The sequence below is a fragment of the Chitinophaga sp. H8 genome (assembly GCF_040567655.1).
Classification (GTDB): domain Bacteria; phylum Bacteroidota; class Bacteroidia; order Chitinophagales; family Chitinophagaceae; genus Chitinophaga; species Chitinophaga defluvii.
On record NZ_JBEXAC010000001.1, the window covers coordinates 2,158,195 to 2,184,353 of the forward strand.

The window sequence follows — 26,159 nt, forward strand, 5'->3', positions numbered from 1 at the left end:
TTTACAATTTTATTTTTGTGAGCATTGTGTCAGCATAAATTCTTTCCGCATCTGCTATCAGCAGATTGCCATCTGGGTTGGGCAATACGGTACCCTGGTAAGTGATCTTCCGGAAATCCTGTTGCATGCCAAAAGGATCCGTGCGGCATATAACTGCTTTGCTGCCAGTGGCAGTAGTTTTAGTCCAGCCTGCGTCCGGTGCACCGGGATCTTCTTCCTGGAAGATATATCTCCAGTAGGCTGTACGACTTAGAAAACGCAGTTCAAACACCGGGTGCACAGCAGGTGCAGGTAACTGAACAAGATCTCCATCCGGATTCAGTAAACTAAACCCATTTGCTTCGGTTTGTACAGCCAGGTCTATAATACCCAGCGTATCGGGTTGGTAAAGTTCCCGATGCAGCAACACCTGATAAATCCGGTTATAACCATTAGCTGCCGTGATGGTCAGCGTATACCAGCCATTCGGTAAGCGGTTACCATTAGTATCTTTATTCCAGTCAAGGGTCACCTCTTGCAGCGTATCATTACTATGCATAATAATTTGTTTTTTCACCGTTCCATCCTGTAAAAGAGTGAAGGCGGCCTCCTGCAAATTCCGTTCATCCAACCGGCATCTAAAAGAAAAAGGCAACAGATGACGGTCCTGCTCGCTGATGCAATAGTGTTCAGGCCAGGCAGCCCAGCCTTGCATAGCTGTAGTGGTATTGGTAATAGCTCTGCTGGATACACCATTCACGGTGGCCAGCTCTCCCATTTCGTAAAAACGGCCTTCTTCAAATTGTTGCATCGGCTGCGATAAGGAGGGATATACCTTCCCCGTCGTAGTATCATCATTGGTGAAATAAAATGCAGCGGGCAATACAGTTTGCAGGCGCATGTTGCTCCGGTTATTCCAGTAACGTTTTTTTACCTTTATCCTGAACTCTAAGCGTAAGCCGGCCGAAGGGGTGATAACCGGCACATGTCTTTCCACGCCAGCCGTCACTACGCGGCGAATGGCCATGCCTAATACCAGTCCCTGTGCAGTCTGTCGCCATACTATTTTATGCCCGCGAAGTTGTGCCGCTGTTGCAGGAGTAGGTTCCAGCAAAATATCATTCATAAGACTATATCTTCCTGCATCCACCACACTTTCCAGCCTGACGGTACGGTCTGTTTCGGAAAGGTCATAAAAGGCGGTACTTCCCTGATCCAGGTAAAAGTTATGCAGGAAGTTAACTGCTGCCAAACGCCGGTATGTAATTGAAAATGCCATTACTATTTACTTAGCTGATATATGGGGTGCCATCCTGGCCTGTTATGCTTTCTATGAGTGATCCAGAAGCAGTAGTCCTGTTTTCTGTGATTCTTACTAACCTGATTTTGTATAATACAGCAGGTGCTTGTTTCCCGCCCAGCGATCCCCATAAATGGTTGATCTGTTCAAAAGAGAGGGAAAACATTTCCAGGTGCAGCTGCATCTCTGTATAGTTCTCCCTTAATAACAGGGTATCTTCCTGGAAAGGGGCATTACTGATAGAGAAGCTGTTTTTACTTTGAAAAAACTGGATCACATTGGACAACCGCAGCAGTGATTTTTCATAATCGTCTTTATAATGTGCAGATACCAGCATGTAGAGGTTCAGAAAAACAGGTGGATTACGGTAGCTTACTCCTTGCAAAGTGCGGTAAGCTGCGGGAGTGTTTTTCAGGGTAGCTTCCTCTTCAATATTCACCAGGCTCATAACAATATTCGGTTCAAAATCAGGTTTATTATCTGATTCCAGGGTGGCAACATTTGCCAGTTTCACTTCCGCCTCTCCATCTCCACCATCACCTAGTGAGTTGATATATGCAACCAGCTGGCTCCTGAGTAAGGTAAAAGCAGCATCAATCATATCCGTTATTTATCATCAACAATGAACAATCCTGCACACAGATAAAATACTTATCTGTGCAACATTAGCAAGAATTAAATGCCTGATACGTGTGTACGTACAAGTTAATGGCTGCCTGTTTTTACAGACAGTGGGGCGTAACAAACAGGTCATGCAGTAGCAATGGGATTGCAACTATGCAACCTGTTTACACACGAGTTAAAATTAAAATTTACTTCAGGATGGGAGTCATGCTTTCATTTCACTTGGGGTAAACCTTACCTCGCATCCCTAATTGTTGGTATGCACATCACGAAAAAGATGCCTACTCTTACAGCACAGCAATTTTTAAAGAATAAATTTAATCGAAACACTAAACGGCTAGCTTGGGGCTATTACTTCTTTTAATTATGGTTATGGTCTCTTTACAATTCTGTTAAAAGCAAAGAATCATTGTAAACCTAAATAATATTTCTGAAATTCTAAAATATTATTTTTTAATCTGCCGCGGTTTAGGGGAATATAATTAGCGCTGCTAGCCTTTAGCTATTATGATAATGTTATAAAAAGGACTGGAAAAAGCGTGCTATAGGTATGGATACGCTATGGTTAAAGCATAGTTAAAGCATGGTAAAAGCGTTCTATAGGTATGAAACTACTACTATAAACCAGTCCCCAAAAAAGGACAAACCGAATTTGAATTCGGTTTGCCCATTCCTGATAACCCTTATAACAGTATTTCCAGGTCGCTTTTTATTCAACAGGCACACAAATATCAACTAGGAATTTCTGTTCAGGATGAGTCCTGCTATCATTGAGGTATACCTCAAAATAGTCCCGATCCCCCAATTTATAGCCATTGGTTTTTACCCATACAATTACGTCTTCCCATGCTTTCGGGAACATGGCTGCTGTGATTTCAAAATGCCCCACAGCATATTTGCCTTTCTGAATCGTAAGCAGACTAACTTCATCGTCCAATTTAGTATCTTCTTTTATAGTAATGCACGCACTTTGTCTTACTTTAGATCTTTCTGTTATCCTGGGGTTGTCATGATAAATAGTTATCACTTTAAAATCCAGCGAACTTAAAACCCCATTATTACCTGCCTATTGGAATAATCTCCCAAAAGAGGCCTCCACTTTGTCAAACCCACCAAATTGAGTAATACCAGCAAGCCTTATTTCCGGCAATTCTTTTATTGCTATCTGTAAATCCATATTCATTTGCTTTTCATGTGATTAATGCTGCAAATGTATTTTTCATAAGTCAATACGGCTATACCAATCTTGCTAAAGTTCTCTGTAAATGCTGTTGGGGTAACGCCATAAAACTTCTTAAAGGCTCGTGAAAAAGAGTTGGCACTGTTAAAGCCATACTTAAAGGCTAAGTCAGTTAAGTGATCACGGGTACCCGTAAGAAGTAGTGCGGCAATCTTTTCTATTCTTTTCCTGGTAATGAAAGCATTTAGTGTTTCACCTGTAATAGCCAGGAAACTTCTGTGAAAAGGAAAAGGGGAAAAGCATGCCATTTTAGATAAACACTTTAAAGATAATTCTTGCTCCAGGTTCTTCTCTATGAAATTAATTACAACAATTATTCTATTGATATAATTGTTTCTTGTTTCATTAGACATTTGCTTGCCTTTCATAACTATTTACTTATGTGGTACAAGGGTTATTTTACCAAGGTCATCATCAAGTCAGTACAATCATGCTATTCAAAAACTAAAGATTTTTGTTAAGAGAAATAGCATTCAAAAATTCAAAGCTGAAAATACAGGTTTTCGGGCGAAAATGTAATGATGAAGATTAGCGCTATTTTTCAGGAGTGTTTATTTCATTTCTATATCAGCAGCGCTTAAAGAAAAAGGGTTTCAATTTCTTGAAACCCTTTCTATCTGGTGACTCTGTCAGGATTCAAACCTGAAACCTTCTGATCCGTAGTCAGATGCTCTATTCAGTTGAGCTACAGAGCCGTTATGTGTTAAACGGGATGCAAATGTAAAATGATTTTTCAAAAAAAACAAGCGCAGCAAACTTTTTTTCTGCTATTGAAAAATGTGTGCTGTTGTAAAGCGGAAATGTATCATTGCATTCTGGTAAACAAAGATACGGTTTAAAAAGCAGTCCTGGACAAACACATTATTCAAAAAAAAGGGTTTCAAAAATTAGCTTTTGAAACCCTTTGGTGACACTGTCAGGATTCAAACCTGAAACCTTCTGATCCGTAGTCAGATGCTCTATTCAGTTGAGCTACAATGCCATTCCCTCAAAACAGGATTGCAAAGGTAGAAGCTTTTTTTTACTCTACCAACACTTTTTAAAATTTTGTGCAAATTTCTGATTTACACTTACTTTTATGCCAGTCATTTACATGATATAATAAGAAAAACAGATAAGTACAGGAGCCTGTACTAACTAAATACCTGCGGATGAAAATTCAACTCTGGAGCATTGGAAAAGAAAATGACCCTTATATCAGGGAGGGTATTGCACTATATCAAAAGCGTTTGCAGCACTATGTAGATTTTGAGTTGAAACTTATTCCTACAGTAAAACAGGCTGGCAGTCTCTCTGTACCAGAGCTGAAAAAGCAGGAAGCCAGGATCATTATGGATATGTTGCAACCAGCAGATTATCTGCTGGCCCTGGATGAACATGGTAAGATGATGACAACCGTACAATTTTCCGATTTTTTGCAACAGCGTACCAATGCCAGTACCCGGCAGTTGATTATATTAATTGGTGGTGCTTTTGGTCTTGATCCCAGTCTGTTGCAACGGGCACAGCTGCAGTTGTCGCTCTCTCCCCTTACCTTTCCTCATCAACTGGTAAGACTTATTATGACAGAACAACTCTATCGTGCATATACGGTATTGAACAGGGAAAAATATCACCACCAATAGTTACATTTACATTTTAACAAGGACGCTATACAATTAAACATATGACATTAAGCATTGCTATTATTATACTTACCTGCCTGGTCTCTATCACTTCTTTCAGCCGGCACAACAGTATTGATGAATTAAGTATGTGGCCTTACATGGTAAAGGAGAAAAACCAATACTACCGTTTTATCACTTCAGGCTTTGTGCATGCAGATTATATGCACCTTGCTTTTAACATGATTACGCTATTCTTTTTTGGCAGATATATCGAGGTAATGTTTCAACAATTATTTGGCGGAAAATTATATTTTCTGCTCTTCTATATCATTGCATTAATCGCTTCTGATATCCCCTGCTATATTAAAAACAGGAATAATCCGGGATATCGTTCTATTGGTGCATCGGGGGCCGTTTCGGCTGTGCTGTTTGCTTTTATACTGGTACAGCCCTGGACAAAAATTTATATCTTCTTCCTCCCCTTACCCGCTATTATCTATGGCGTTTTATTCCTGGGATATTCTGCCTACATGGCAAAACGTGGCGGAGATGGCATTAATCACGATGCCCACTTTTGGGGTGCTGTGGTAGGCGTGCTATTTCCACTGGCATTAAAACCTGGACTGGCAGGTTATTTTCTCCACCAACTTACCAATTTCAACTGATAAAAAAAGGCTGATTAAAGCTTTCACATGCTTTAATCAGCCTTTTTACCTGCAACAACAGTACACGCTATGGCAATGCTGTCCATTCCAGCAACAACATCTCTTTTGTACTGTCAGTGATCTTAAACCGGTTATCAATTCTCATCCCCACTACCCACACGATACGTTTTCCTGATTCCAGTACCCATACTTTTTCTTTTTGTGGGAGTGATAGCTTCTGATCAATAAAAAAACGACTTAGTTTTTTCTTACGGATCATCCCCAATGGATAAAAATAATCGCCCTGTTTCCAGCGACGCAATATCAGCGGATACTGTACCTGTTTTGCGTCCAGACAAGCTATATTTAAAGAAGCGCTGATATGAGGTAAAGTCACCGCTCTGAGCTGCAGTTGCCCTTCTTTGCATTTTACCTGTGACTGTCCTTTTTCTATTACAACCACAGGGGCATCTTCCTCCTCCAATGCGGTGATCAGCAACCATTGGCGATTACGGATAATACGATGGGTAGCCGTTTCAACAAACCGGCCAGATTCACTACCCAATAAAGCCAGCACCTGTTCCGTCTGTGATGGGCTACAGCTAAACTCCCGGAAAATCTCATAAGCAATCGTCTGCAGCGGTATTGTTTTCTGCAACTTCAGTACAGGTATCATCCAGGTATTGTCTTTCTTTACTAACAACCGCTTCTTATGCACGACAACGGCCTGTTGATACAGTATTTCCGCCTCTTTCAGCCGGTGAATTGTCCCTGCCATATTAGTTACCGCTCCGGGAAAAGCGGACTGTATCTGCGGAATCACCTGGTGCCTGAAGAAATTACGTGTGTATTTATCCGTAGTATTGGAACTATCTTCTACATAATCCAATTGTTCTGCTTTTCCATAATCCAGGAGCACTTCTTTTTGCGTAAACAGGAGTGGACGGATAATATGCCCCTGACGAGGCAGGATGCCATGCATGCCTGCAATGCCCGTTCCCTTACAAAAATTCATCAGTACAGTTTCTACATTGTCCTGCATATGATGAGCTGTGGCAATAAAATGGTACCCCTGCTGCTGGCGGATTTCCTCCAGCCATTTATATCGCAGCTCCCGCGCTGCTACCTGCACAGACACCTTATGTGCTGTCGTATAGTCATGGGTATCAAATCTGACTGTATAGAACGGCACCTGATACCGTAGCGCCAGTTGCTGCACAAAATGCTCATCCCGTAAAGACTCCTCCCCCCTCAGCTGAAAATTACAATGAGCTATGGCAAAGGAAAAGTCTGCCTTGCTGAATAAATGGGTCAGGACTACAGAATCAATGCCTCCACTTACTGCCAGCAGTATTGGTTGTGAGGTATCAAACAGTTGCTCCTGCGATACATATGATTTGAATGAAGTAAGTATAGTTTGCTGCATATTGCTTAGAATCGTAAAGATGTGGGAGCATTATTTAATAGACAAGATCTTCATGGGCCGCCTGCAGTTCATTGTAGGCATGCATATCTTTAAGTCCTTTTGCTATCTCCATCCCTTTTTCATACACACTGATGGCTGCTGTGGTTTCTCCTGCACGTTCCAGTAATTTACCCAAATGATAATAAGATCCTACGTATTCCGGTTCATGTGCCAATACTTCTTCAAATAATACACGTGCAGCAGCATCATCGTTCAGCTTTATGTATTCCAATGCCAGTGCATGTTTTAAAAAGCTATCATCAGGACTGCCCTGTAAAAATTCTTTTAACTTATTTATTCTTTCCATCGTATTCTTTTATACTATACCGCATTAACTGATATAAATCATGTGCTGCTATGGCCCATTTTAACATTTTACCTGTATGTCTCATGCGGTTGGCGTAATATATTTAAATATATTTGCTCATACCGCATTTTTCAAACCAAACAGTTAACGGTCATGAAGATTTTAGTTTGTATCAGTAAAACTCCGGACACTACTGCAAAAATAGCTTTCACGGACAATAACACGAAATTCAACGAAGCTGGGGTACAGTTTATTATCAATCCCTATGATGAATGGTATGCATTGGTACGTGCGCTGGAGCTGAAAGAAAGCCTGGGAGCCACCGTACATCTTATAACAGTGGGTGGTGCTGATTGTGATCCTGTAATCCGCAAAGCACTGGCCCTGGGTGGGGATGAGGCGTTCAGGGTAGATGCCGATAGCCAGGACAGTTATTACATTGCAGCGCAGATAGCGGAGCATGCTAAGGCACAGGCATACGATATTATTTTTACAGGTAAAGAGACCATTGATTATAATGGTGCCGGTATTGGTGGTATGGTGGCTGAATTGCTGGACCTGCCCTACGTATCCATTGCAGCTAAATTTGACTTAAATGGTACGGTGGCCACTATTAACCGTGAGATAGAAGGAGGAGAAGAAATATGCACAGTCAACCTGCCTGTCGTAGTTTCCTGTCAGAAAGGGATGGCAGAAGCCCGGATTCCTAATATGAGAGGGATTATGGCTGCCAGAACCAAACCACTGACAGTGGTAACACCAGCAGCAGCAGACACCCTGACCAGTATTGTGAGCTTTGAATTACCGCCTGCCAAAGCAGGTGTTAAAATGATCAGCCCGGATAATGTAGAGGAGCTGGTTAAACTGCTGCATGATGAAGCAAAAGTGATTTAAGCTTTCACTGCACAGTAAAGGAAATGTTTAAAAGTGAATGATCACCTCTCCTTTCAAAACTCCAGCAATGGTGATGAAGGGATCAAACTTAAATACAATGTCTGTTTTAATATTTGCCGATCAGGTTCAGGGGAAAATCAAAAAAGCTGCTTTTGAGGCAGTACAATATGGTGCTAAGGTGGCACAACAATTGGGTACAGAAGCATATGCCATCGTGTTAGGTACAGCAGACAATGCAGAATTGGCTGCATTGGGCAACTATGGTGCTAAGAAGGTACTGCAGGTAGCTGATGCCAGGCTGAATGAAGTAGAAAGCGGCGTTTATGCGAAAGTAATAGCAGCTGCTGCTGATCAGGAAGGAGCTAATGTGGTGATCTTCCCCAATAACTTTGACGGGAAAGCCGTAGCGCCGCGTGTAGCGGCCAGGTTAAAGGCAGGATTAGTGGCAGGGGCAGTATCCCTCCCGGATACAACAAATGGGTTTGTTGTTAAGAAAAATGTATTTTCTGGCAAAGCATTTGCCAACGTGAATATTACTGCTGAAAAGAAAGTGATTTCTTTAATGCCTAATTCCTTTGAATTGGAAAAGGGGGATGCAACCGCTACTATACAACCTTTTGCTCCGGCCTTAAATGATAGTGATTTTAAGGTGAAAGTAACGAGTGTGGAAACAGTAAGCGGAGAAGTACCACTTACAGAAGCAGAGATCATCGTGAGTGGTGGCCGCGGACTGAAAGGCCCTGAAAACTGGGGTTTGGTAGAAGATCTGGCCAAAGCGCTCGGCGCAGGTACCGCCTGTTCCCGCCCCGTGGCCGACTCCGGATGGCGCCCTCACCATGAGCACGTAGGACAAACAGGCCTTACCATCAGGCCCAATCTTTACATTGCTATAGGTATTTCCGGTGCTATTCAACATCTGGCCGGTGTAAACGGTAGCAAAGTAATTGTAGTCATCAACAAGGATCCGGAAGCGCCTTTCTTCAAAGCTGCCGATTACGGAATTGTCGGGGATGCCTTTGAAGTGGTACCCAAACTGACTGCCGCAGTGAATAAGCTGAAACAATCTTAAAATAATCCGGTAAAAGCCGTAAGTATAAAGCCGAAAGCGTACTATTAACCTAAAGGAGCTAAATAACTGGCATTGAGCAACTAACGTTAGCCGATATGTCTGTTAACGGCGCTAAAGCCGGCAGCCTTTTAGCTGGTAGCTTCCAACTTTATACTTACGGCTTAATTGTTTTTTAGAAGAGGAAATATTTTTCTAACTTCACGGTCTTACAAAACATTCAGCGACAACGCAAGACAGATATGAGAAAAATAGAACTGGAAATAGTTGCTTTATCGCACAGCATTACGCAAACACATTCATATGCCGTGGTACTGGGAGAAGTTAATGGACTACGCCGGTTACCCATAGTAATTGGAGGCTTTGAAGCACAGGCTATTGCTGTAGCGCTGGAGAAAATGCAACCCAGCCGCCCTCTTACACATGACCTGATGAAGAATTTTATGAATGCCTTTAATGTAGACCTCCATGAAGTGGTTATCAGTAATCTGCAGGAAGGTATCTTTTACTCCAAACTCATCTGCTCCAGCAATGAGGAGACCATTGAAATAGACTCACGTACTTCTGATGCCCTGGCATTGGCCGTACGGTTTGGCTGCCCCATTTATACTTTTGAAAATATCCTGAATAGTGCAGGCATTTTACTGGATGATCCTGCCGGTAAAAAAAGCGGTAAGCCTATTACCCCTACTATCTCTGAGCATGAAAAAGGTGCGGAAGACGACCTGAAAGGCATGAGCCTGGAAGACCTGGACCAGCTGCTGCATGATGTACTGGAACAGGAAGATTACATCAGGGCTATTGCTATCCGTGACGAAATCAACAGCCGAAAGAGCAAATAGTACTTATAATCATTACAATCACAATGCCCACCGGAGTTACGTTTCCCGGACCATTTTGCACTATGATCGTTTTTCCCAATTGTAAAATAAATCTGGGGTTGCACATTACCCGTAAAAGGGCAGATGGTTTTCATGACCTGGAAACAATATTCTATCCATTACCGGTTACAGATGCTCTGGAAGTAATATCACCAGGTACCCTGCAATTCAGCAGGAGTGGTATAGCCGTACCTGGTAATGACAATGATAACCTGTGCCTGAAAGCATACCGCTTATTGCAACAGGACTATCCAACACTCCCTCCTGTTAACATACATTTGCACAAAAATATACCTATAGGGGCAGGCTTAGGTGGCGGTTCTGCAGATGCTGCTTTTATGCTGCAATTGCTGAACAATAAGTTCCAGCTGAGCATTCCGGACGAACAGCTGATTACATATGCTGCAATATTGGGCAGTGATTGCCCCTTTTTCATTAGAAATACTCCCTGTTACGCAACCGGCCGGGGGGAGCTTCTCACCCCTATCACACTGGATCTCGGGAAATATTCCTTTTTATTGATCCATCCAGGTATTCATGTAAATACCGGCTGGGCTTTTTCACAGATAACACCCAGGCAACCTGAACAGGCACTCCTGAGCAGCATTCAGCAACCTGTAACAGCATGGAAGAACCTGATTTACAATGATTTTGAAGAGGTGGTAGCTGCTGCACATCCAGTGTTGGCGGATATCAAATCAAGCATGTATGCTAATGGAGCATTATATGCAGCTATGAGTGGCAGTGGGTCTGCCATGGTGGGGATCTTTCCGAAAAACAAAATAGCCGGCATCTTGTGGGATGCCAGCTACCTGGTATTTAAAATAATATAAAAGTTCTATTTAACAGAAGCTACCAGACTCTTGAAAGTAGCTGGTTCGTTCATTGCCAGATCAGCCAATACCTTTCTGTTAAGATCGATACTCTTTTCGGACAATTTATGAATGAATTCAGAATACGTAATCCCTTCTGCTCTTACAGCAGCATTGATACGTGCAATCCACAACTGACGGTAGTTTCTTTTCTTTAATTTCCGACCTACATAACTATAGGTAAGCCCTTTTTCCAGGACGTTCTTGGCTACGGTGTATACATTTTTTCTTTTGCCGTAAAACCCTTTGGCCTGCTTTAATATCTTCTTCCTGCGGGCTCTGGAAGCTACTGCATTTACTGAACGAGGCATATATTGCTTTGTTTACGTTATTAAAATTTGATTATAATTAGCGGAGACAGAGCATTCTCTTTACCAGGTTCAGGTTAGCTGGGCCAACCAAGGTGCTCCCTCTCAGGCTACGTTTTCTTTTGGTAGCTTTTTTAGTCAATAAGTGACTTTTAAAAGCTTTATACCGCTTAATCTGTCCGCTCCCGGTCACCTTAAACGTCTTTTTAGCACGGGAATGTGTCTTTACTTTGGGCATCTTACATCAAATTTGGTCTGCAAAGGTAGGGAAATATTTTAAAAAAGTACAACCTCATTTAAAATAGTTATGCACGTGCCTGAGATGTGGATAACTTTTTGCAATATAATAATTAATTGACAATCAGATTACCCTCTACCCTAACCTCCCTTTTTCCCTTCCAAGCCTCCTATTAATAAATAAATGTATTTTTTATTTTTCTATATTATATATAGTTTTAATCTTAAAATACATCTATTCCCTTACCATATCTATTAAAATAACCGAATGCCTATGAAAACACTTTACACTACTCAAAACGTATACCTGTTAAAGGATACGCGCCATTTCAAAGTTGTAAAACTTGTCTACTTGTTACAGCTGTGGCAGGGTGTTTAACCCCCTCGGCTAATACTTTTTTCACTTCAATTGTTTACAACAATGAAACGACTACTATCCTTTCTATATCTGCTGTTTGCAGTTTTACTATTTGGTAATAGTGACACATACGCACAACAAGCATTCATGAACGCTCCTTCAACGGTATGTACCACTATGCCAGGCAATGCACGTTATGCATCCCTGAATGCATTTGTATATACCGGTAGCACCTACAGGGTAAAACGAGGTGGGGTCTGGGTTTGGGAAAATGACCTTGCCCGGCAAACTATTACAAAAACAACCTGGACCGTTACGCCTGCGGTAGCCAGTATTAAATATGGCAGCATTGGGAATGCTGCTGGTGATAATCAGTCCTTGTGCGTGGAATTTAATGCTGCTGGCAATTATACGTTTACAGCGACCATGATTTCCGGAGGGGTGACATATACCACCACCAAAGTGATAAAGGTGGAAACCTGTGATATCCCGGTTTGTAAAGGGGCGCCTACCACAAAAGCAGGGTTTGATGAAAACTTTGGAACCGCCCCCACCCGAACCACCTCTCCCTATATGCTGCCCTCACCAACAGGATATATTGCTAACCTGACTACTGATCTGGCAGATAACTATTATTGTATCCGGAAAACAACGCAGGGACGCAGTGAATGGGTAAATGGTCCCGATCATACAGGGAACACAGGTGCCGATGGTGCAATGCTGGTGTGTAACTCTGCATATGAAAAGAAAACCTTCTATAGCAGGCAGGTAACTGGTATGTGTACAGGTGCGGTATACAATTTCAGTGCCTTTATTATGAATGTGAATACAAAAGATATCCTTGAATCTGGTTGTGCACTGGGACTGAACGAAGACGGTTCCCAGATGGTAGGGTACAGATACGCAGGGGTAACTTTTTTAATTATAGCTCCCAATGGAGATACGCTAAAGAAATTCAACACCAACGACATTTCCATGGTGCTGGATGCAAATAAACCTGATAAAGAAGCTTATGAATGGACCAAGTACGGTGGAAGCTTTAAACTGCCGGCAGGTGTTTCCTCAGTAACCGTTAAAATCGTTAATAACAACCCAGGCGGTTGCGGTAATGATATTGCTATTGATGATATCTCTTTCCAATACTGTAACCCTACTATGTATGGTTATGTTGATGGACAACCTCCTGAAGAGTTTGCACCGGAAGTGGAATTGTGCGCCAATGCTCCCGTGAATATCGTGGCTTTCTGCAATCCTAAAAACTATTTTACCAATCCTACTTATACCTGGGAGCAAAGTGATAATGGTACCACCTGGACTCCTGTTGTGGAATCCGCTGTAATCAAAGGTACCACCAAAGACACCTTAAAATTTCTGACTGGTGGCCTACAGGGAGACCCTACCATACAGACCGTGCGCTATTATCGGGTAAGTATCAATGAATCCGGCAATAGTAGCGACTGTACCTCTCCTTCGGAAAAGGTAAAAGTTACTATTTTACCAGCGCCTAAGGTAACTGTTACCGAAGGGGATATTTGCCGTGGGCAAAGTACTTCCATTACAGTAGATGGGTCTTTTGACTATTACCAATGGGTCAATTTCCCGCCAGGTACACCCAATACCATTACAGTATCTCCTATAGACACCACTACTTATACAGTATATGGCTATAAAAACTATGGCCTGGATGCAAATGGAGAACCCAGACTTTGCGTGGACTCCGGACGCGCTAAGGTAAAAGTATACCAACCACCGATCGTAGCAGACATTACCGGCGGCCCTGCTGCTATTTGTCTGGGTGAAAAGGTAAACTTAGCCATAGATCCCTCACTTTCTCAGTTCGTAGTAAAATGGGATCCTTCCAACGCCAGCACCACCTCAATTGAACATACACCCGCTTCTATTGGTAATAAAACTTACAAGGTGACAGTAACCAATGTGAAGTGTGTAACGGAAAAAACCTTTGATGTGCTGGTAACAGGCAATCCTGTTGCTAACGCAGGGACTAATAAAGACGTTAAAAATTGCAATGATGGCACTTTCCAGCTTGCAGCACAGTTAAACGCAGATGAAGACGGTACCTGGACAATCGATGGACCTGACAACGGTGCTGTAATCAGTGATATCCATGATAAAGATGCTGTAGTTACAGATCTGGGTGCAGGACAATCCGTGACCCTCATTTGGACAGTGAAGAAAAAGGAAAATGGGAACTGCGTTAGCACAGACAAGATTAAGCTGACGAATGTCCTCTCTCCTACTATCAGCGAAACAACAGTGCTGCCCCCGCAATGTAATAATAAGGTGTTTGCAGTAACAGGTAATCAACCTGGCCCTGGTGAAACCGGCATATGGGAATTGGAATCAGGCGCAGCCACCATTACCAATGCAAATCAGTATAATGCTACAGTTACCCTGACAGGCCCAACTCCATCCAGTGCAGTAGTTAAATGGACCATTTCCAATGCTACCTGTACAGGCGCTCCTGCATATCTTATACTGAAAACACAGGACCCTCCCAATGTTGCCGTCGCAAGTACAGTTCCTGTGTCCTGCAGTAGTACAGGCCAGTTTGGGGTTCGCCTCACCAGTTATTCTGCCAATATTACTAAGTACGATATTATAGCTACTTCTCCGGCTATGACTGGCTTTACCAATGTGGTAGATCAACCATTTGTTGCAGGCGTAAATCCTATAATAGTAGATTACCCAACTACTACCTTACCTGGTACTTACGGGTTTAAGCTGGTCGTTAAAAATGACTATCCCGGTTGTACCAAGGAAGTGCCCTTTACTATTAAAGTAGAAGCACCTCCGGTTACCCCTACGGGTATACAGGTCAGCAATGCTGATATCTGTGTAAGCGGAACGGTTACACTGAAAGTGACAGGTGGTAGTTTGGGTAAGGATGCTAACGGTAATACTATTGGTCAATGGAGATGGTACACTGCCAGTTGTGGTGGTACACCTCTTGTATCTGATCCAACTGATCCTACCGGTGCTACTTTAACCATTGGACTTAGTGCTACTACTACCTTTTTTGTAAGAGCTGAAGGCACTGGTGCATGTGCTACCGGTGAATGTGTATCTACCACTGTTACAGTTTATGCAAAGCCAGCTACTGCAAATGCCGGTGGCCCCCAGGAACACTGCGAAGTGGATGAATTTACCATGGCTGCCAATGATCCCGTTGCTGCTGGTGCAGAAGGGACCTGGACTATTGTGTCCAGCACCTATGGTTTAACCCTGGCACCCGCTGAAATCCATAACCGGAACATGAAAATTATTGTTCCGGCCGGCGATACGGCTATCCTGAAATGGACCATCAGTAATGGAGGCGTTTGTGCGCCTACCAATGCAGATGTAATGCTGATCAATTACAAAGCAGCGGCAGCAGCCAATGCAGGAGTTTTACAGGAACATTGTGAGGTGCCCGGCTTTACCCTGGCGGCAAACCAACCTAGTGTACCTAGTGCAGTTGGCACCTGGACGGTAGTATCCAGCACTTTTGGATTAACCTTAAATGCAGCGGATATCCATAAATACAACATGCAGGTTAACATTCCTGCCGGGGATACAGCCATCTTAAAATGGACCATCACCAATGGTAACTGTGCTTCTTCTTCGGCTAATGTGACACTGATTAATTACAAAGCAGCGGCAGCAGCCAATGCAGGAGCATTGCAGGAACATTGTGAAGTATCTAGCTTTACCCTGGCGGCGAACCAACCTAGTGTACCTAGTGCCGTAGGCTCCTGGACGGTAGTATCCAGCACTTTTGGATTAACTCTGAATGCAGCGGATATCCATCAATACAACATGCAGGTTAACATCCCTGCCGGCGATACCGCTATCTTAAAATGGACCATCACCAATGGTAACTGTGCATCCTCTTCGGCTAATGTGACACTGATCAACTACAAAGCGGCAGCGGCTGCCAATGCAGGGCCATTACAGGAACATTGTGAAGTGTCCAGCTTTACCCTGGCGGCGAACCAGCCGAGCGTGCCAAGTGCAGTAGGCACCTGGACCGTGGTATCCAGCACTTTTGGATTGACACTGAATGCAGCAGACATCTATAAGTACAACATGCCGGTAACCATTCCTGCCGGCGATACCGCTATCTTAAAATGGACCATCACCAATGGTAACTGTGCTTCCTCTTCAGCTAATGTGACCCTGATTAATTACAAAGCAGCGGCAGCAGCTAACGCAGGAGCTTTACAGGAACATTGTGAAGTATCTAGCTTTACCTTGGCAGCGAACCAGCCGAGCGTGCCAAGTGCAGTAGGCACCTGGACCGTGGTATCCAGCACTTTTGGATTAACACTGAATGCAGCAGACATCCATAAGAACAACATGCCCGTAACCATCCCGGCTGGGGATACCGCTATCTTAAAGTGGACCATCACCAATGGTAACTGCGCTTCCTCTTCTGCGAATGTGACACTGATCAACTACAAGGCTGCAGCACCAGCTAATGCAGGAACTTTACAGGAACATTGTGAAGTGCCTGGCTTTACCCTGGCGGCAAACCAACCGAGTGTACCTAGTGCAGTTGGTACCTGGACCGTGGTATCCAGTACTTTTGGGTTAACCTTAAATGCAGCGGATATCCATAAGTACAACATGCAGGTAACCATCCCTGCCGGCGATACCGCTATCTTAAAATGGACCATTACCAATGGTAACTGTGCTTCTTCTTCGGCTAATGTGACACTGATTAATTACAATGCAGCGGCAGCAGCCAATGCAGGAGCTTTACAGGAACATTGCGAGGTGCCCAGCTTTACCCTGGCAGCAAACCAGCCAAGTGTACCAAGTGCAGTAGGCACCTGGACGGTAGTATCCAGCACTTTTGGATTAACTCTGAATGCAGCGGATATCCATAAGTACAACATGCAGGTAACCATCCCTGCCGGCGATACCGCTATCTTAAAGTGGACCATCACCAATGGTAACTGTGCTTCCTCTTCGGCTAATGTGACACTGATCAACTACAAAGCGGCAGCAGCAGCCAATGCGGGAACATTACAGGAACATTGTGAGGTATCCAGCTTTACAATGGCAGCCAACCAACCAAGTGTACCAAGTGCAGTAGGCACCTGGACGGTAGTATCCAGTACTTTTGGATTAACCTTAAATACAGCAGACATCCATAAGTACAACATGCAGGTTAATATCCCTGCCGGCGATACCGCTATCTTAAAATGGACCATCACTAATGGTAACTGTGCTTCCTCTTCGGCTAATGTGACACTGATTAACTACAAAGCAGCAGCGGCAGCTAATGCAGGAACTTTACAGGAACATTGTGAAGTATCTAGCTTTACCCTGGCGGCGAACCAGCCTAGTGTACCAAGCGCAGTAGGCACCTGGACGGTAGTATCCAGCACTTTTGGATTAACCTTAAATACAGCAGACATCCATAAGTACAACATGCAGGTTAATATCCCTGCCGGCGATACCGCTATCTTAAAATGGACCATCACCAATGGTAACTGTGCTTCTTCTTCGGCTAATGTGACACTGATCAATTACAAAGCAGCGGCAGCAGCCAATGCAGGAACATTACAGGAACATTGCGAGGTGCCCAGCTTCACCCTGGCGGCGAACCAACCTAGCGTACCTAGTGCAGTTGGTACCTGGACCGTAGTATCCAGCACTTTTGGATTAACACTGAATGCGGCGGACATCCATAAGTACAACATGCAGATAACCATCCCGGCTGGGGATACCGCTATCTTAAAGTGGACCATCACCAATGGTAACTGTGCTTCTTCTTCGGCTAATGTGACACTGATCAATTACAAAGCAGCGGCAGCAGCGAATGCAGGGCCATTACAGGAACATTGTGAAAATCCAAACTTTACCCTGGCGGCAAATCAGCCTGGTGTACCTAGTGCGGTTGGTACCTGGACGGTAGTGTACAGCTCGTTCGGATTAACGCTTACACCTGCCAATATTCACAAGTACAACATGCAGGTAATAGTGCCAGCTGGTGATACCGCCATCTTAAAATGGACCATCACCAATGGTAACTGTGCATCTTCTTCGGCTAATGTGACATTGATCAATTACAAAGCAGCGGCAGCAGCTAACGCAGGAACATTACAGGAACATTGCGAGGTGCCCGGCTTTACCCTGGCGGCGAACCAACCTAGCGTACCTAGTGCAGTTGGTACCTGGACCGTAGTATCCAGCACTTTTGGATTAACACTGAATGCAGCGGATATCCATCAATACAACATGCAGGTTAACATTCCAGCTGGGGATACCGCTATCTTAAAATGGACCATCACCAATGGTAACTGTGCATCTTCTTCGGCTAATGTGACACTGATTAATTACAAAGCAGCGGCAGCAGCCAATGCAGGAGCTTTACAGGAACATTGTGAGGTACCCGGCTTTACCCTGGCAGCGAACCAACCGAGTGTACCAAGTGCAGTTGGTACCTGGACAGTAGTATCCAGTACTTTTGGATTGACCCTCAATGCAGCGGATATCCATCAATACAACATGCAGGTAACCATCCCTGCTGGTGATACCGCTATCTTAAAATGGACCATCACCAATGGTAACTGTGCGTCCTCTTCCGCGAATGTGACACTGATCAATTACAAAGCAGCAGCGGCAGCCAATGCAGGAGTTTTACAGGAACATTGTGAAGTGTCCAGCTTTACAATGGCAGCAAACCAACCGAGTGTACCAAGCGCGGTGGGCACCTGGACAGTGGTATCCAGCACTTTTGGATTAACCCTGAATGCAGCAGATATCCACAAATACAACATGCAGGTAACCATCCCGGCTGGGGATACCGCTATCTTAAAATGGACCATCACTAATGGTAACTGTGCTTCCTCTTCGGCTAATGTGACACTGATCAACTACAAAGCAGCAGCGGCAGCCAATGCGGGAACATTACAGGAACATTGTGAGGTATCTAACTTTACCCTGGCAGCAAACCAACCGAGCGTGCCTAGTGCGGTGGGTACCTGGACCGTAGTATCCAGCACTTTTGGATTAACCTTGAATGCAGCAGATATCCATCAATACAACATGCCCGTAACCATCCCGGCTGGGGATACCGCTATCTTAAAATGGACCATCACCAATGGTAACTGTGCTTCCTCTTCGGCTAATGTGACACTGATCAACTACAAAGCAGCAGCGGCAGCCAATGCGGGAACATTACAGGAACATTGTGAAGTGTCCAGCTTTACAATGGCAGCAAACCAACCGAGTGTACCAAGCGCAGTGGGCACCTGGACAGTGGTATCCAGCACTTTTGGATTAACACTGAATGCAGCAGATATCCACAAATACAACATGCAGGTAAACATCCCGGCTGGGGATACTGCTATCTTAAAATGGACCATCACCAATGGTAACTGTGCTTCCTCTTCAGCTAATGTGACACTGATCAATTACAAAGCGGCAGCACCAGCCAATGCGGGAACATTACAGGAACATTGTGAAGTGTCCAGCTTTACTCTGGCAGCAAACCAGCCAAGTGTACCTAGTGCGGTAGGCACCTGGACCGTGGTATCCAGCACTTTTGGATTAACACTGAATGCAGCGGATATCCATAAGTACAACATGCAGGTTAACATCCCGGCTGGGGATACGGCGATCTTAAAGTGGACCATCATCAATGGTAACTGTGCCTCTTCTTCGGCTAATGTGACCCTGATTAATTACAAAGCAGCGGCAGCAGCGAATGCAGGACCATTACAGGAACATTGCGAGGTGCCCGGCTTTACCCTGACAGCGAACCAGCCAGGTGTACCAAGTGCAATCGGCACCTGGACGGTGGTGTACAGCTCGTTTGGATTAACGCTTACACCTGCCAATATCCATAAATACAACATGCAGGTTAACATTCCTGCCGGCGATACCGCTATCTTAAAATGGACCATCACCAATGGTAACTGTGCTTCTTCCGCTGCGAATGTGACGCTGATCAATTACAAAGCGGCGGCAGCTGCTAATGCAGGACCATCACAGGAACATTGTGAAGTGCCCGGCTTCACCCTGGCGGCGAACAAACCTGGTGTACCAAGTGCGGTAGGTACCTGGACGGTGGTATCCAGCACTTTTGGATTAACACTGAATGCAGCAGATATCCATCAATACAACATGCAGGTAACCATCCCGGCTGGGGATACCGCTATTTTAAAATGGACCATCACTAATGGTAACTGCGCTTCCTCTTCTGCGAATGTGACACTGATCAACTACAAGGCAGCAGCAGCAGCTAATGCAGGAACATTACAGGAACATTGCGAGGTCCCCAGCTTCACCCTGGCGGCTAACCAGCCTGGTGTACCTAGTGCAGTTGGTACATGGACCGTAGTGTATAGCTCGTTTGGATTAACGCTTACACCTGCCAATATTCATAAGTACAACATGCCCGTAACCATCCCGGCCGGTGATACCGCCATCTTAAAATGGACCATCACTAATGGTAACTGTACATCCTCTTCAGCTAATGTGACACTGATCAATTACAAGGCAGCAGCACCAGCGAATGCAGGGCCATTACAGGAACATTGTGAAAATCCAAACTTTACCCTGGCGGCAAATCAGCCAAGTGTACCAAGTGCAATCGGCACCTGGACAGTGGTGTACAGCTCGTTTGGATTAACGCTTACGCCTGCCAATATTCATAAGTACAACATGCCCGTAACCATCCCGGCCGGTGATACCGCTATCTTGAAATGGACCATCACTAATGGTAACTGTACATCCTCTTCAGCTAATGTGACACTGATCAATTACAAGGCAGCAGCACCAGCGAATGCAGGGCCATTACAGGAACATTGTGAAAATCCAAACTTTACCCTGGTGGCAAATCAGCCTGGTGTACCTAGTGCGGTTGGTACCTGGACGGTAGTGTACAGCTCGTTCGGATTAACGCTTACACCTGCCAATATTCACAAGTACAACATGCAGGTAATAGTGCCAGCAGGTGATACCGCCATCTTAAAGTGGACCATCACCAATGGTAACTGTGCATCTTCTTCAGCCAATGTGACACTGATCAATTACAAGGCGGCGGCAATAGCTAATGCAGGGCCATTACAGGAACATTGTGAAAATCCAAACTTTACCCTGGCAGCAAACCAACCTGGTGTACCTAGTGCAACAGGTACCTGGACGGTAGTGTACAGCTCGTTTGGATTAACGCTTACACCTGCCAACATTCACAAACACAACATGCAGGTAACCATCCCTGCGGGTGATACCGCCATCTTGAAATGGACCATCACCAATGGTAACTGTGCTTCCTCTTCAGCCAATGTGACGCTGATTAATTACAAAGCGGCGGCAGCTGCTAATGCAGGCCCATCACAGGAACATTGTGAAGTGTCCGGCTTCACCCTGGCGGCGAACAAACCTGGTGTACCAAGTGCGGTAGGTACCTGGACGGTGGTATCCAGCACTTTTGGATTAACACTGAATGCAGCAGATATCCATAAGTACAATATGCAGGTAACCATCCCGGCCGGCGATACCGCTATCCTGAAATGGACTATCACCAATGGTAACTGTGCTTCCTCTTCGGCGAATGTGACATTGATCAACTACAAAGCAGCGGCGGCAGCTAATGCAGGAGCATTGCAGGAACATTGTGAAAATCCAAACTTCACCCTGGCGGCTAACAAACCAGGTGTACCAAGTGCGACAGGTACCTGGACAGTCGTATCCAGTACTTTTGGACTGACGATCAATAACAGCGTGAGTCATGATCCTAATATGAAAGTGGTAGTACCAGCTGGTGATACCGCCATCTTAAAATGGACCATCACCAATGGTAACTGCGCCTCCTCTTCGGCCAATGTAACACTGATCAATTACAAAGCGGCCGCGGCAGCTAATGCTGGACCATTGCAGCAACACTGTGAAAATCCAAACTTCACCCTGGCGGCTAACAAGCCTAATGTTCCAAGTGCAGTAGGTACCTGGACGGTAGTGTATAGCTCTTATGGCTTAACTATTAACAACAGTGTGAGTCATGATCCAAACATGAAAGTAGTAGTGCCAGCTGGCGATACCGCCATCTTAAAATGGACCATCACCAATGGTACCTGTGCAGCTACTTCGGCTAATGTAACACTGATCAATTACAAAGCGGCGGCTATGGCCAACGCTGGTAAAATGCAGGAACATTGTGAAGATCCAACCTTCACCATGGCAGCCAACCAACCAGGTGTACCAAGTGCAGTAGGTACCTGGACCGTGGTATCCAGCACTTTTGGGTTAACCTTAAATGCGGCAGATATCCATCAGCACAACATGCAGGTAACCATTCCTGCTGGTGATACCGCCATCTTGAAATGGACGATTACCAATGGTACCTGTGCGGCTACTTCAGCAAATGTGACGCTGATCAATTACAAAGCTGCAGCAGTAGCGAATGCCGGACAACTGCAGGAACATTGCAATGATGCACGGTTTACCATGACAGCAAATGCACCAGGGGTATCAAGTGCAGTAGGTACCTGGAAAGATGTGAGCCGGATAACCGGACGAGCCAGCATTGCCAATATACACAGCCCGGTTACGGTGGTAACTGTTCCTGCTGGGGATACTGCTATCCTGATGTGGACCATTACCAATGGTACTTGTCAGTCTACCAGTGCAACAGTAACACTGATCAACAGTGCAATGCCGGTAATCGTGAATGCAGGCCCGGATCAGGAACATTGTAATGATGCGCAATTCATCACTGCTGCTAATAAACCTGATGTAAAAACGGCCATAGGTACCTGGATCCTTACCAGCACCCATACCCAGCCAGTGGTTATTAAGGATAAAAATAATCCGGTAACCGAAGTAACGGTACCTGCTGGTGAAACAGCCGTCTTAAAATGGACTATTAAAAACGGGAACTGTGCTGCGATTGAAGATGCGGTAACCTTTACCAATCTGAAACCAATACTGGGCAATTCCATTAGTAAGGATCAAACCGTTTGTAAAACGGAAACACCTTTGGCGTTAACCAGTGGTAGTCTAACAGGTGGTAATGGCGTATATAGCTATCAATGGCAGCGAAGCACTACAGGGTCTACTGGTGGATTCACCAATATACCTGGTGCTACTGGGGTTGAATACCAGCCTGGTTTATTATCGGCAGATACCTGGTTCAGAAGAGTGGTTTCTTCCGGTACATGTGTAAATAATATTAGTAATGTAGTGAAACTCACTGTGGTACAAAAACCTCCGGTGGTGATATCAGTACCTGCTTCTATTACTACTGCCTGTATCCAGGGGAAAGATTACAAAGCATTATTTGGTACGCCGGAATTCAGTCATCAACCTTACAATGATGTACTGTTGACAATTACACATGAAGATGTAACTACACCGCTGGGATGTAATATCAAAATTACCCGCACCTGGACAGCAATAGATAGATGCGGATTAACAGCCAGCGCATCACAGTCTATTATTGTGGAAGACAAAACTGCACCTGTATTCACCACAGCAGCTCCGGCTGATGTAACCGTGAATTGTGACGCAGTGCCTCCTGCAGTAACCCTGACCGTGAAAGACGATTGCAGTGGCATATTGGTGATAACGCCGGTGGAGGTACGCAAGGACCTTCCGGGCAACTGTGCCAACAATTATGACCTCATACGCACCTGGACTTCCAAAGATGCCTGTGGTAATACCGGGGTTACTTTAACGCAGGTGGTTGCAGTAAGAAGCATGATACCTCCGGTGTTTGATATGCCTGTACCGGCAGATGTAACAGTAGATTGTGATAAAGTGCCGGCAGGAATTACGCTGACCGCTACAGCCAACTGTGCTATGGGAACTATTACAGTAGTACCTACAGACAAACGGGAAGACATTGCCGGTAGTAAATGTGCAGACAACTACAGGATTATTCGTACCTGGAAAGCAATGGATGAATGTGGTGGTATAACTACTAAACAACAGATCATTACTGTACAGGATACAACCAGACCAGTATTCTCCATCGCGCAGCCAAAAGATACGCTGGTAGATTGCGACAAGGTACCGGTATGGCCGGCAGTTACCGCTACTGATAATTGTAGTGGGGCAGTGAAAGTGACTACCAGTGAGAAAACAGTATCCTTATCGGCTACCTGTGCTAAAAACTACCAGATTACACGTACCTGGAGTGCGGTTGATAACTGTGGCAATGAAGCAGTTATGCAACAGGTAATTACGGTACAGGATACCACTAAACCGGTATTTGTGGTGAAACCTCCGGCAGATACCATGGTAAGTTGTAATGCGATTCCGGTGCCTGCAAATTATGTTACGGTAAGTGATAACTGTACCGTTACCAATGAGCTGAAATTTACCCGCTCACAAAGAAGGGAAGCATTACCGGGTGCAGTTTGCACCAGCAACTATCGCCTGATCCGGGTATGGACAGTAACGGATGCCTGCGGTAATACAGATAGTATCCGGCAGGTAATAACAGTAATGGATACAACCAGGCCGGTAATTATGCCAGCCCCTGCAGACATTACGATTCATTGCCAGGATGCTGTACCGCCACCGGTGTCATTAACGGCAACTGATAATTGCGACGGCTCCTTCCCGAAAAAAGCAACTTATAGTGAGGATCCGTTTGTGGTGGATGTATGCGCAGGTTATACCATTGTAAGAAGATGGCGTATTCAGGATGCCTGCGGTAATGAAGCGATTGAAAGAATACAACGGGTGGTGATTATGCCTTGTCCTAAACCTGAACTGGATCTTACTTTACCGGAAAATTGTTCCGATAATCCAAAAGTGGCCATACAGGTAAAAGGCCAGGTAAGCAGGCCTGTCTTTACACTGGTAGAAGTTACGCCGGCTAATGCAGTACGTGTACCATTAGTACAATACAGCAATCAGTTTAATCTGAATGGCGCTACTTCAGCACGGTTTGTGGTACAGGATGGTAGTACAGGTTGTGTGTCTGATACGGCTACATTCCAGATCAAATACAACAACAAGCCAACTGTCAACCTCGGCAAAGACACTACAATCTGTGGCGGAAACAGCCTGGTACTCGACGCTGGTGCGGCAAACTTTGCCTATAACATCCGCTGGTCTACCGGTGCTACGACACAACGGATAAAAGTGACCGAAGCTGGTACATATTGGGTAACGGTGAGCAATGGAATCTGTGTGACTTCAGATACAATCCAGGTAGACCTAGTCCCTACTCCATTGGTAGATCTGCCGGATACTACTATCTGCCGCGGACAATCAGTAAAACTGAATGCCTATGTGGATGGCGCGCAATACCTGTGGAGCAATGGTGCTACCTCCTCCTCTATCCTGGTAAGTACACAGGAAGACTTCTGGGTGAAGGTGATGAAAAACGGATGTATCACAATTGATACGATTAAGGTAAGTGTAAATCCTCCACCTGATATCAGCCTCAGCCGTGATATGGAAATGTGTCCTGATCAGGCCATCATGTTGTCGGTATCTTCTAATGGCGGACGCATCAGATGGGCTACCGGCGAAACGACCTCTTCCATAGTGGTAACCAAGCCGGGTGGATATTGGGTAACAGTAAGCAGTGATAATTGTACCGTACGCGATACCGTTCAGGTGCGACTGAAACCAAGTATCAAGGTAGATCTTGGCCCCGACAGACAAATCTGCCCTGGTGGAAGTATTACCCTGGATGGTAGCAATCCGGATGCGATTTCTTACCTCTGGAATGATGGTGATCCTAATCCGGTGAAAGAAATTACACAGGGTGGCAGATACAAACTTGCCGTAATGGATCGTTTCTGTAACCAGGTAACAATGGCTAACGTGAATGTAACTGTGAACGGATTGCCAAAAATAAACCTGGGTAATGATACCGTGTTATGCCATGGCGAGCAACTGACACTACGTGCGGAAGGTGGCGGCATCACCAGCGCCCGTTGGCAAAATGGGGCTTCAGGACCTACTTTTGAAGTAACTTCTTCCGGTACTTACAGTGTAACCGTGTTCAATGAGTGTGGTAGCAGTACAGACCAGATCGAAGTAGGCTATATCAAATGTGATCCGAAACCTACTTTCCCTAATGCGTTTACACCTAATGGTGATGGTAAAAATGACTTCTTTAAACCAACCGTACGCGGGCCAATGTTTGACTACGAACTGCGCATCTTTAACCGTTGGGGTGAAATGATATTCATTACATCTGATACCCACAAAGGTTGGGACGGTAAATACAAAGGTGCTCCGGTAGATAACGGTACCTACGTATGGTGGCTTACTTTCAAGAAAATGCCTGGCGGGCCGGCTAATGTGATGAAAGGCGAAGTGACGGTACTCCGATAGCACAGAAAAGTAAGAAAATCAATAACCGGGGGAAATCTGTAATGGATTTCCCCCGGTTTTTTTA

The 26,159-nt window shown here is 44.8% G+C and carries 15 protein-coding genes and 2 tRNA genes; 7 read left to right on the forward strand and 10 right to left on the reverse strand.

What is annotated here, in order from left to right; all coding sequences use genetic code 11:
• Position 1 precedes the first annotated feature (1 nt).
• The 6 genes from ABR189_RS08210 to ABR189_RS08235 form a co-directional block, all read right to left on the reverse strand.
• The gene (locus ABR189_RS08210; protein ID WP_354659989.1) at positions 2-1,258 is read right to left on the reverse strand and encodes a T9SS type B sorting domain-containing protein; all 1,257 of its coding nucleotides are present in this window, start codon (positions 1,256-1,258) and stop codon (positions 2-4) included.
• Positions 1,259-1,268: 10 nt separating this feature from the next.
• Positions 1,269-1,880: a Pvc16 family protein gene (locus ABR189_RS08215; protein ID WP_354659990.1), complete on the reverse strand. Its 612-nt coding sequence runs from the start codon at positions 1,878-1,880 to the stop codon at positions 1,269-1,271.
• A gap of 732 nt (positions 1,881-2,612) precedes the next feature.
• A complete protein-coding gene (locus ABR189_RS08220) occupies positions 2,613-2,930 on the reverse strand; it encodes an AraC family transcriptional regulator (protein WP_354659991.1) in 318 nt (105 codons plus the stop codon).
• A 152-nt stretch (positions 2,931-3,082) separates the two neighbouring features.
• Positions 3,083-3,511 (reverse strand): helix-turn-helix domain-containing protein, encoded by a 429-nt coding sequence (locus ABR189_RS08225; protein WP_354659992.1) that lies wholly within the window; start codon positions 3,509-3,511, stop codon positions 3,083-3,085.
• A gap of 250 nt (positions 3,512-3,761) precedes the next feature.
• Positions 3,762-3,838: transfer RNA gene (locus ABR189_RS08230), tRNA-Arg, on the reverse strand.
• A 210-nt stretch (positions 3,839-4,048) separates the two neighbouring features.
• A tRNA-Arg gene (locus tag ABR189_RS08235) sits at positions 4,049-4,125 on the reverse strand.
• 169 nt (positions 4,126-4,294) lie between these two features.
• On the opposite strand from ABR189_RS08235, the gene ABR189_RS08240 reads away from it, so the two are divergent.
• Together ABR189_RS08240 and ABR189_RS08245 are read left to right on the forward strand one after the other, a co-directional pair.
• The gene (locus tag ABR189_RS08240; RefSeq protein ID WP_354659993.1) at positions 4,295-4,768 is read left to right on the forward strand and encodes a 23S rRNA (pseudouridine(1915)-N(3))-methyltransferase RlmH; all 474 of its coding nucleotides are present in this window, start codon (positions 4,295-4,297) and stop codon (positions 4,766-4,768) included.
• 41 nt (positions 4,769-4,809) lie between these two features.
• Positions 4,810-5,415 carry a rhomboid family intramembrane serine protease gene (locus tag ABR189_RS08245; protein WP_354659994.1) on the forward strand — a complete coding sequence of 202 codons (606 nt, stop codon included), beginning with the start codon at positions 4,810-4,812 and terminating at the stop codon, positions 5,413-5,415.
• Positions 5,416-5,482: 67 nt separating this feature from the next.
• Here ABR189_RS08245 and tilS read toward each other — a convergent pair whose 3' ends face one another.
• Both tilS and ABR189_RS08255 read right to left on the reverse strand, forming a co-directional pair.
• Positions 5,483-6,820, reverse strand: a complete 1,338-nt coding sequence (tilS, locus tag ABR189_RS08250; RefSeq protein ID WP_354659995.1) for a tRNA lysidine(34) synthetase TilS — start codon at positions 6,818-6,820, stop codon at positions 5,483-5,485.
• A gap of 34 nt (positions 6,821-6,854) precedes the next feature.
• Positions 6,855-7,166, reverse strand: coding sequence for a tetratricopeptide repeat protein (locus ABR189_RS08255; protein ID WP_354659996.1), 312 nt, complete (start codon positions 7,164-7,166; stop codon positions 6,855-6,857).
• A gap of 153 nt (positions 7,167-7,319) precedes the next feature.
• Here ABR189_RS08255 and ABR189_RS08260 point away from each other — a divergent pair, with 153 nt between their 5' ends.
• The 4 genes from ABR189_RS08260 (at position 7,320) to ispE (ending at position 10,840) form a co-directional block, all read left to right on the forward strand.
• Complete coding sequence (locus ABR189_RS08260) at positions 7,320-8,060, forward strand: electron transfer flavoprotein subunit beta/FixA family protein (protein WP_354659997.1); 741 nt, start codon at positions 7,320-7,322, stop codon at positions 8,058-8,060.
• A gap of 97 nt (positions 8,061-8,157) precedes the next feature.
• Complete coding sequence (locus tag ABR189_RS08265) at positions 8,158-9,129, forward strand: electron transfer flavoprotein subunit alpha/FixB family protein (RefSeq protein WP_354659998.1); 972 nt, start codon at positions 8,158-8,160, stop codon at positions 9,127-9,129.
• 239 nt (positions 9,130-9,368) lie between these two features.
• Positions 9,369-9,968 carry a bifunctional nuclease family protein gene (locus ABR189_RS08270; RefSeq protein ID WP_354659999.1) on the forward strand — a complete coding sequence of 200 codons (600 nt, stop codon included), beginning with the start codon at positions 9,369-9,371 and terminating at the stop codon, positions 9,966-9,968.
• A 23-nt stretch (positions 9,969-9,991) separates the two neighbouring features.
• Complete coding sequence (gene ispE / locus ABR189_RS08275; protein ID WP_354660000.1) at positions 9,992-10,840, forward strand: 4-(cytidine 5'-diphospho)-2-C-methyl-D-erythritol kinase; 849 nt, start codon at positions 9,992-9,994, stop codon at positions 10,838-10,840.
• A 5-nt stretch (positions 10,841-10,845) separates the two neighbouring features.
• Here the strand turns inward: ispE and rplT are convergent, their stop codons facing one another.
• The gene (gene rplT / locus ABR189_RS08280) at positions 10,846-11,190 is read right to left on the reverse strand and encodes a 50S ribosomal protein L20 (RefSeq protein WP_354660001.1); all 345 of its coding nucleotides are present in this window, start codon (positions 11,188-11,190) and stop codon (positions 10,846-10,848) included.
• A 37-nt stretch (positions 11,191-11,227) separates the two neighbouring features.
• A complete protein-coding gene (gene rpmI / locus ABR189_RS08285; protein ID WP_354660002.1) occupies positions 11,228-11,425 on the reverse strand; it encodes a 50S ribosomal protein L35 in 198 nt (65 codons plus the stop codon).
• Positions 11,426-11,845: 420 nt separating this feature from the next.
• Here rpmI and ABR189_RS08290 point away from each other — a divergent pair, with 420 nt between their 5' ends.
• Complete coding sequence (locus ABR189_RS08290; protein ID WP_354660003.1) at positions 11,846-26,095, forward strand: T9SS type B sorting domain-containing protein; 14,250 nt, start codon at positions 11,846-11,848, stop codon at positions 26,093-26,095.
• Positions 26,096-26,159 lie beyond the last annotated feature (64 nt).

Excerpts from the sequence above, each read along its gene's own strand:
- ABR189_RS08225 (WP_354659992.1), bottom strand. The coding sequence starts at position 3,511 with ATGAAAGGCAAGCAAATGTCTAATGAAACAAGAAACAATTATATCAAT.
- ABR189_RS08260 (WP_354659997.1), top strand. The coding sequence starts at position 7,320 with ATGAAGATTTTAGTTTGTATCAGTAAAACTCCGGACACTACTGCAAAA.
- ABR189_RS08270 (WP_354659999.1), top strand. The coding sequence starts at position 9,369 with ATGAGAAAAATAGAACTGGAAATAGTTGCTTTATCGCACAGCATTACG.
- ispE (WP_354660000.1), top strand. The coding sequence starts at position 9,992 with ATGCCCACCGGAGTTACGTTTCCCGGACCATTTTGCACTATGATCGTT.
- ABR189_RS08215 (WP_354659990.1), bottom strand. The coding sequence starts at position 1,880 with ATGATTGATGCTGCTTTTACCTTACTCAGGAGCCAGCTGGTTGCATAT.
- ABR189_RS08240 (WP_354659993.1), top strand. The coding sequence starts at position 4,295 with ATGAAAATTCAACTCTGGAGCATTGGAAAAGAAAATGACCCTTATATC.
- tilS (WP_354659995.1), bottom strand. The coding sequence starts at position 6,820 with ATGCAGCAAACTATACTTACTTCATTCAAATCATATGTATCGCAGGAG.
- rpmI (WP_354660002.1), bottom strand. The coding sequence starts at position 11,425 with ATGCCCAAAGTAAAGACACATTCCCGTGCTAAAAAGACGTTTAAGGTG.
- ABR189_RS08255 (WP_354659996.1), bottom strand. The coding sequence starts at position 7,166 with ATGGAAAGAATAAATAAGTTAAAAGAATTTTTACAGGGCAGTCCTGAT.
- ABR189_RS08245 (WP_354659994.1), top strand. The coding sequence starts at position 4,810 with ATGACATTAAGCATTGCTATTATTATACTTACCTGCCTGGTCTCTATC.
- ABR189_RS08265 (WP_354659998.1), top strand. The coding sequence starts at position 8,158 with ATGTCTGTTTTAATATTTGCCGATCAGGTTCAGGGGAAAATCAAAAAA.
- rplT (WP_354660001.1), bottom strand. The coding sequence starts at position 11,190 with ATGCCTCGTTCAGTAAATGCAGTAGCTTCCAGAGCCCGCAGGAAGAAG.
- ABR189_RS08290 (WP_354660003.1), top strand. The coding sequence starts at position 11,846 with ATGAAACGACTACTATCCTTTCTATATCTGCTGTTTGCAGTTTTACTA.
- ABR189_RS08210 (WP_354659989.1), bottom strand. The coding sequence starts at position 1,258 with ATGGCATTTTCAATTACATACCGGCGTTTGGCAGCAGTTAACTTCCTG.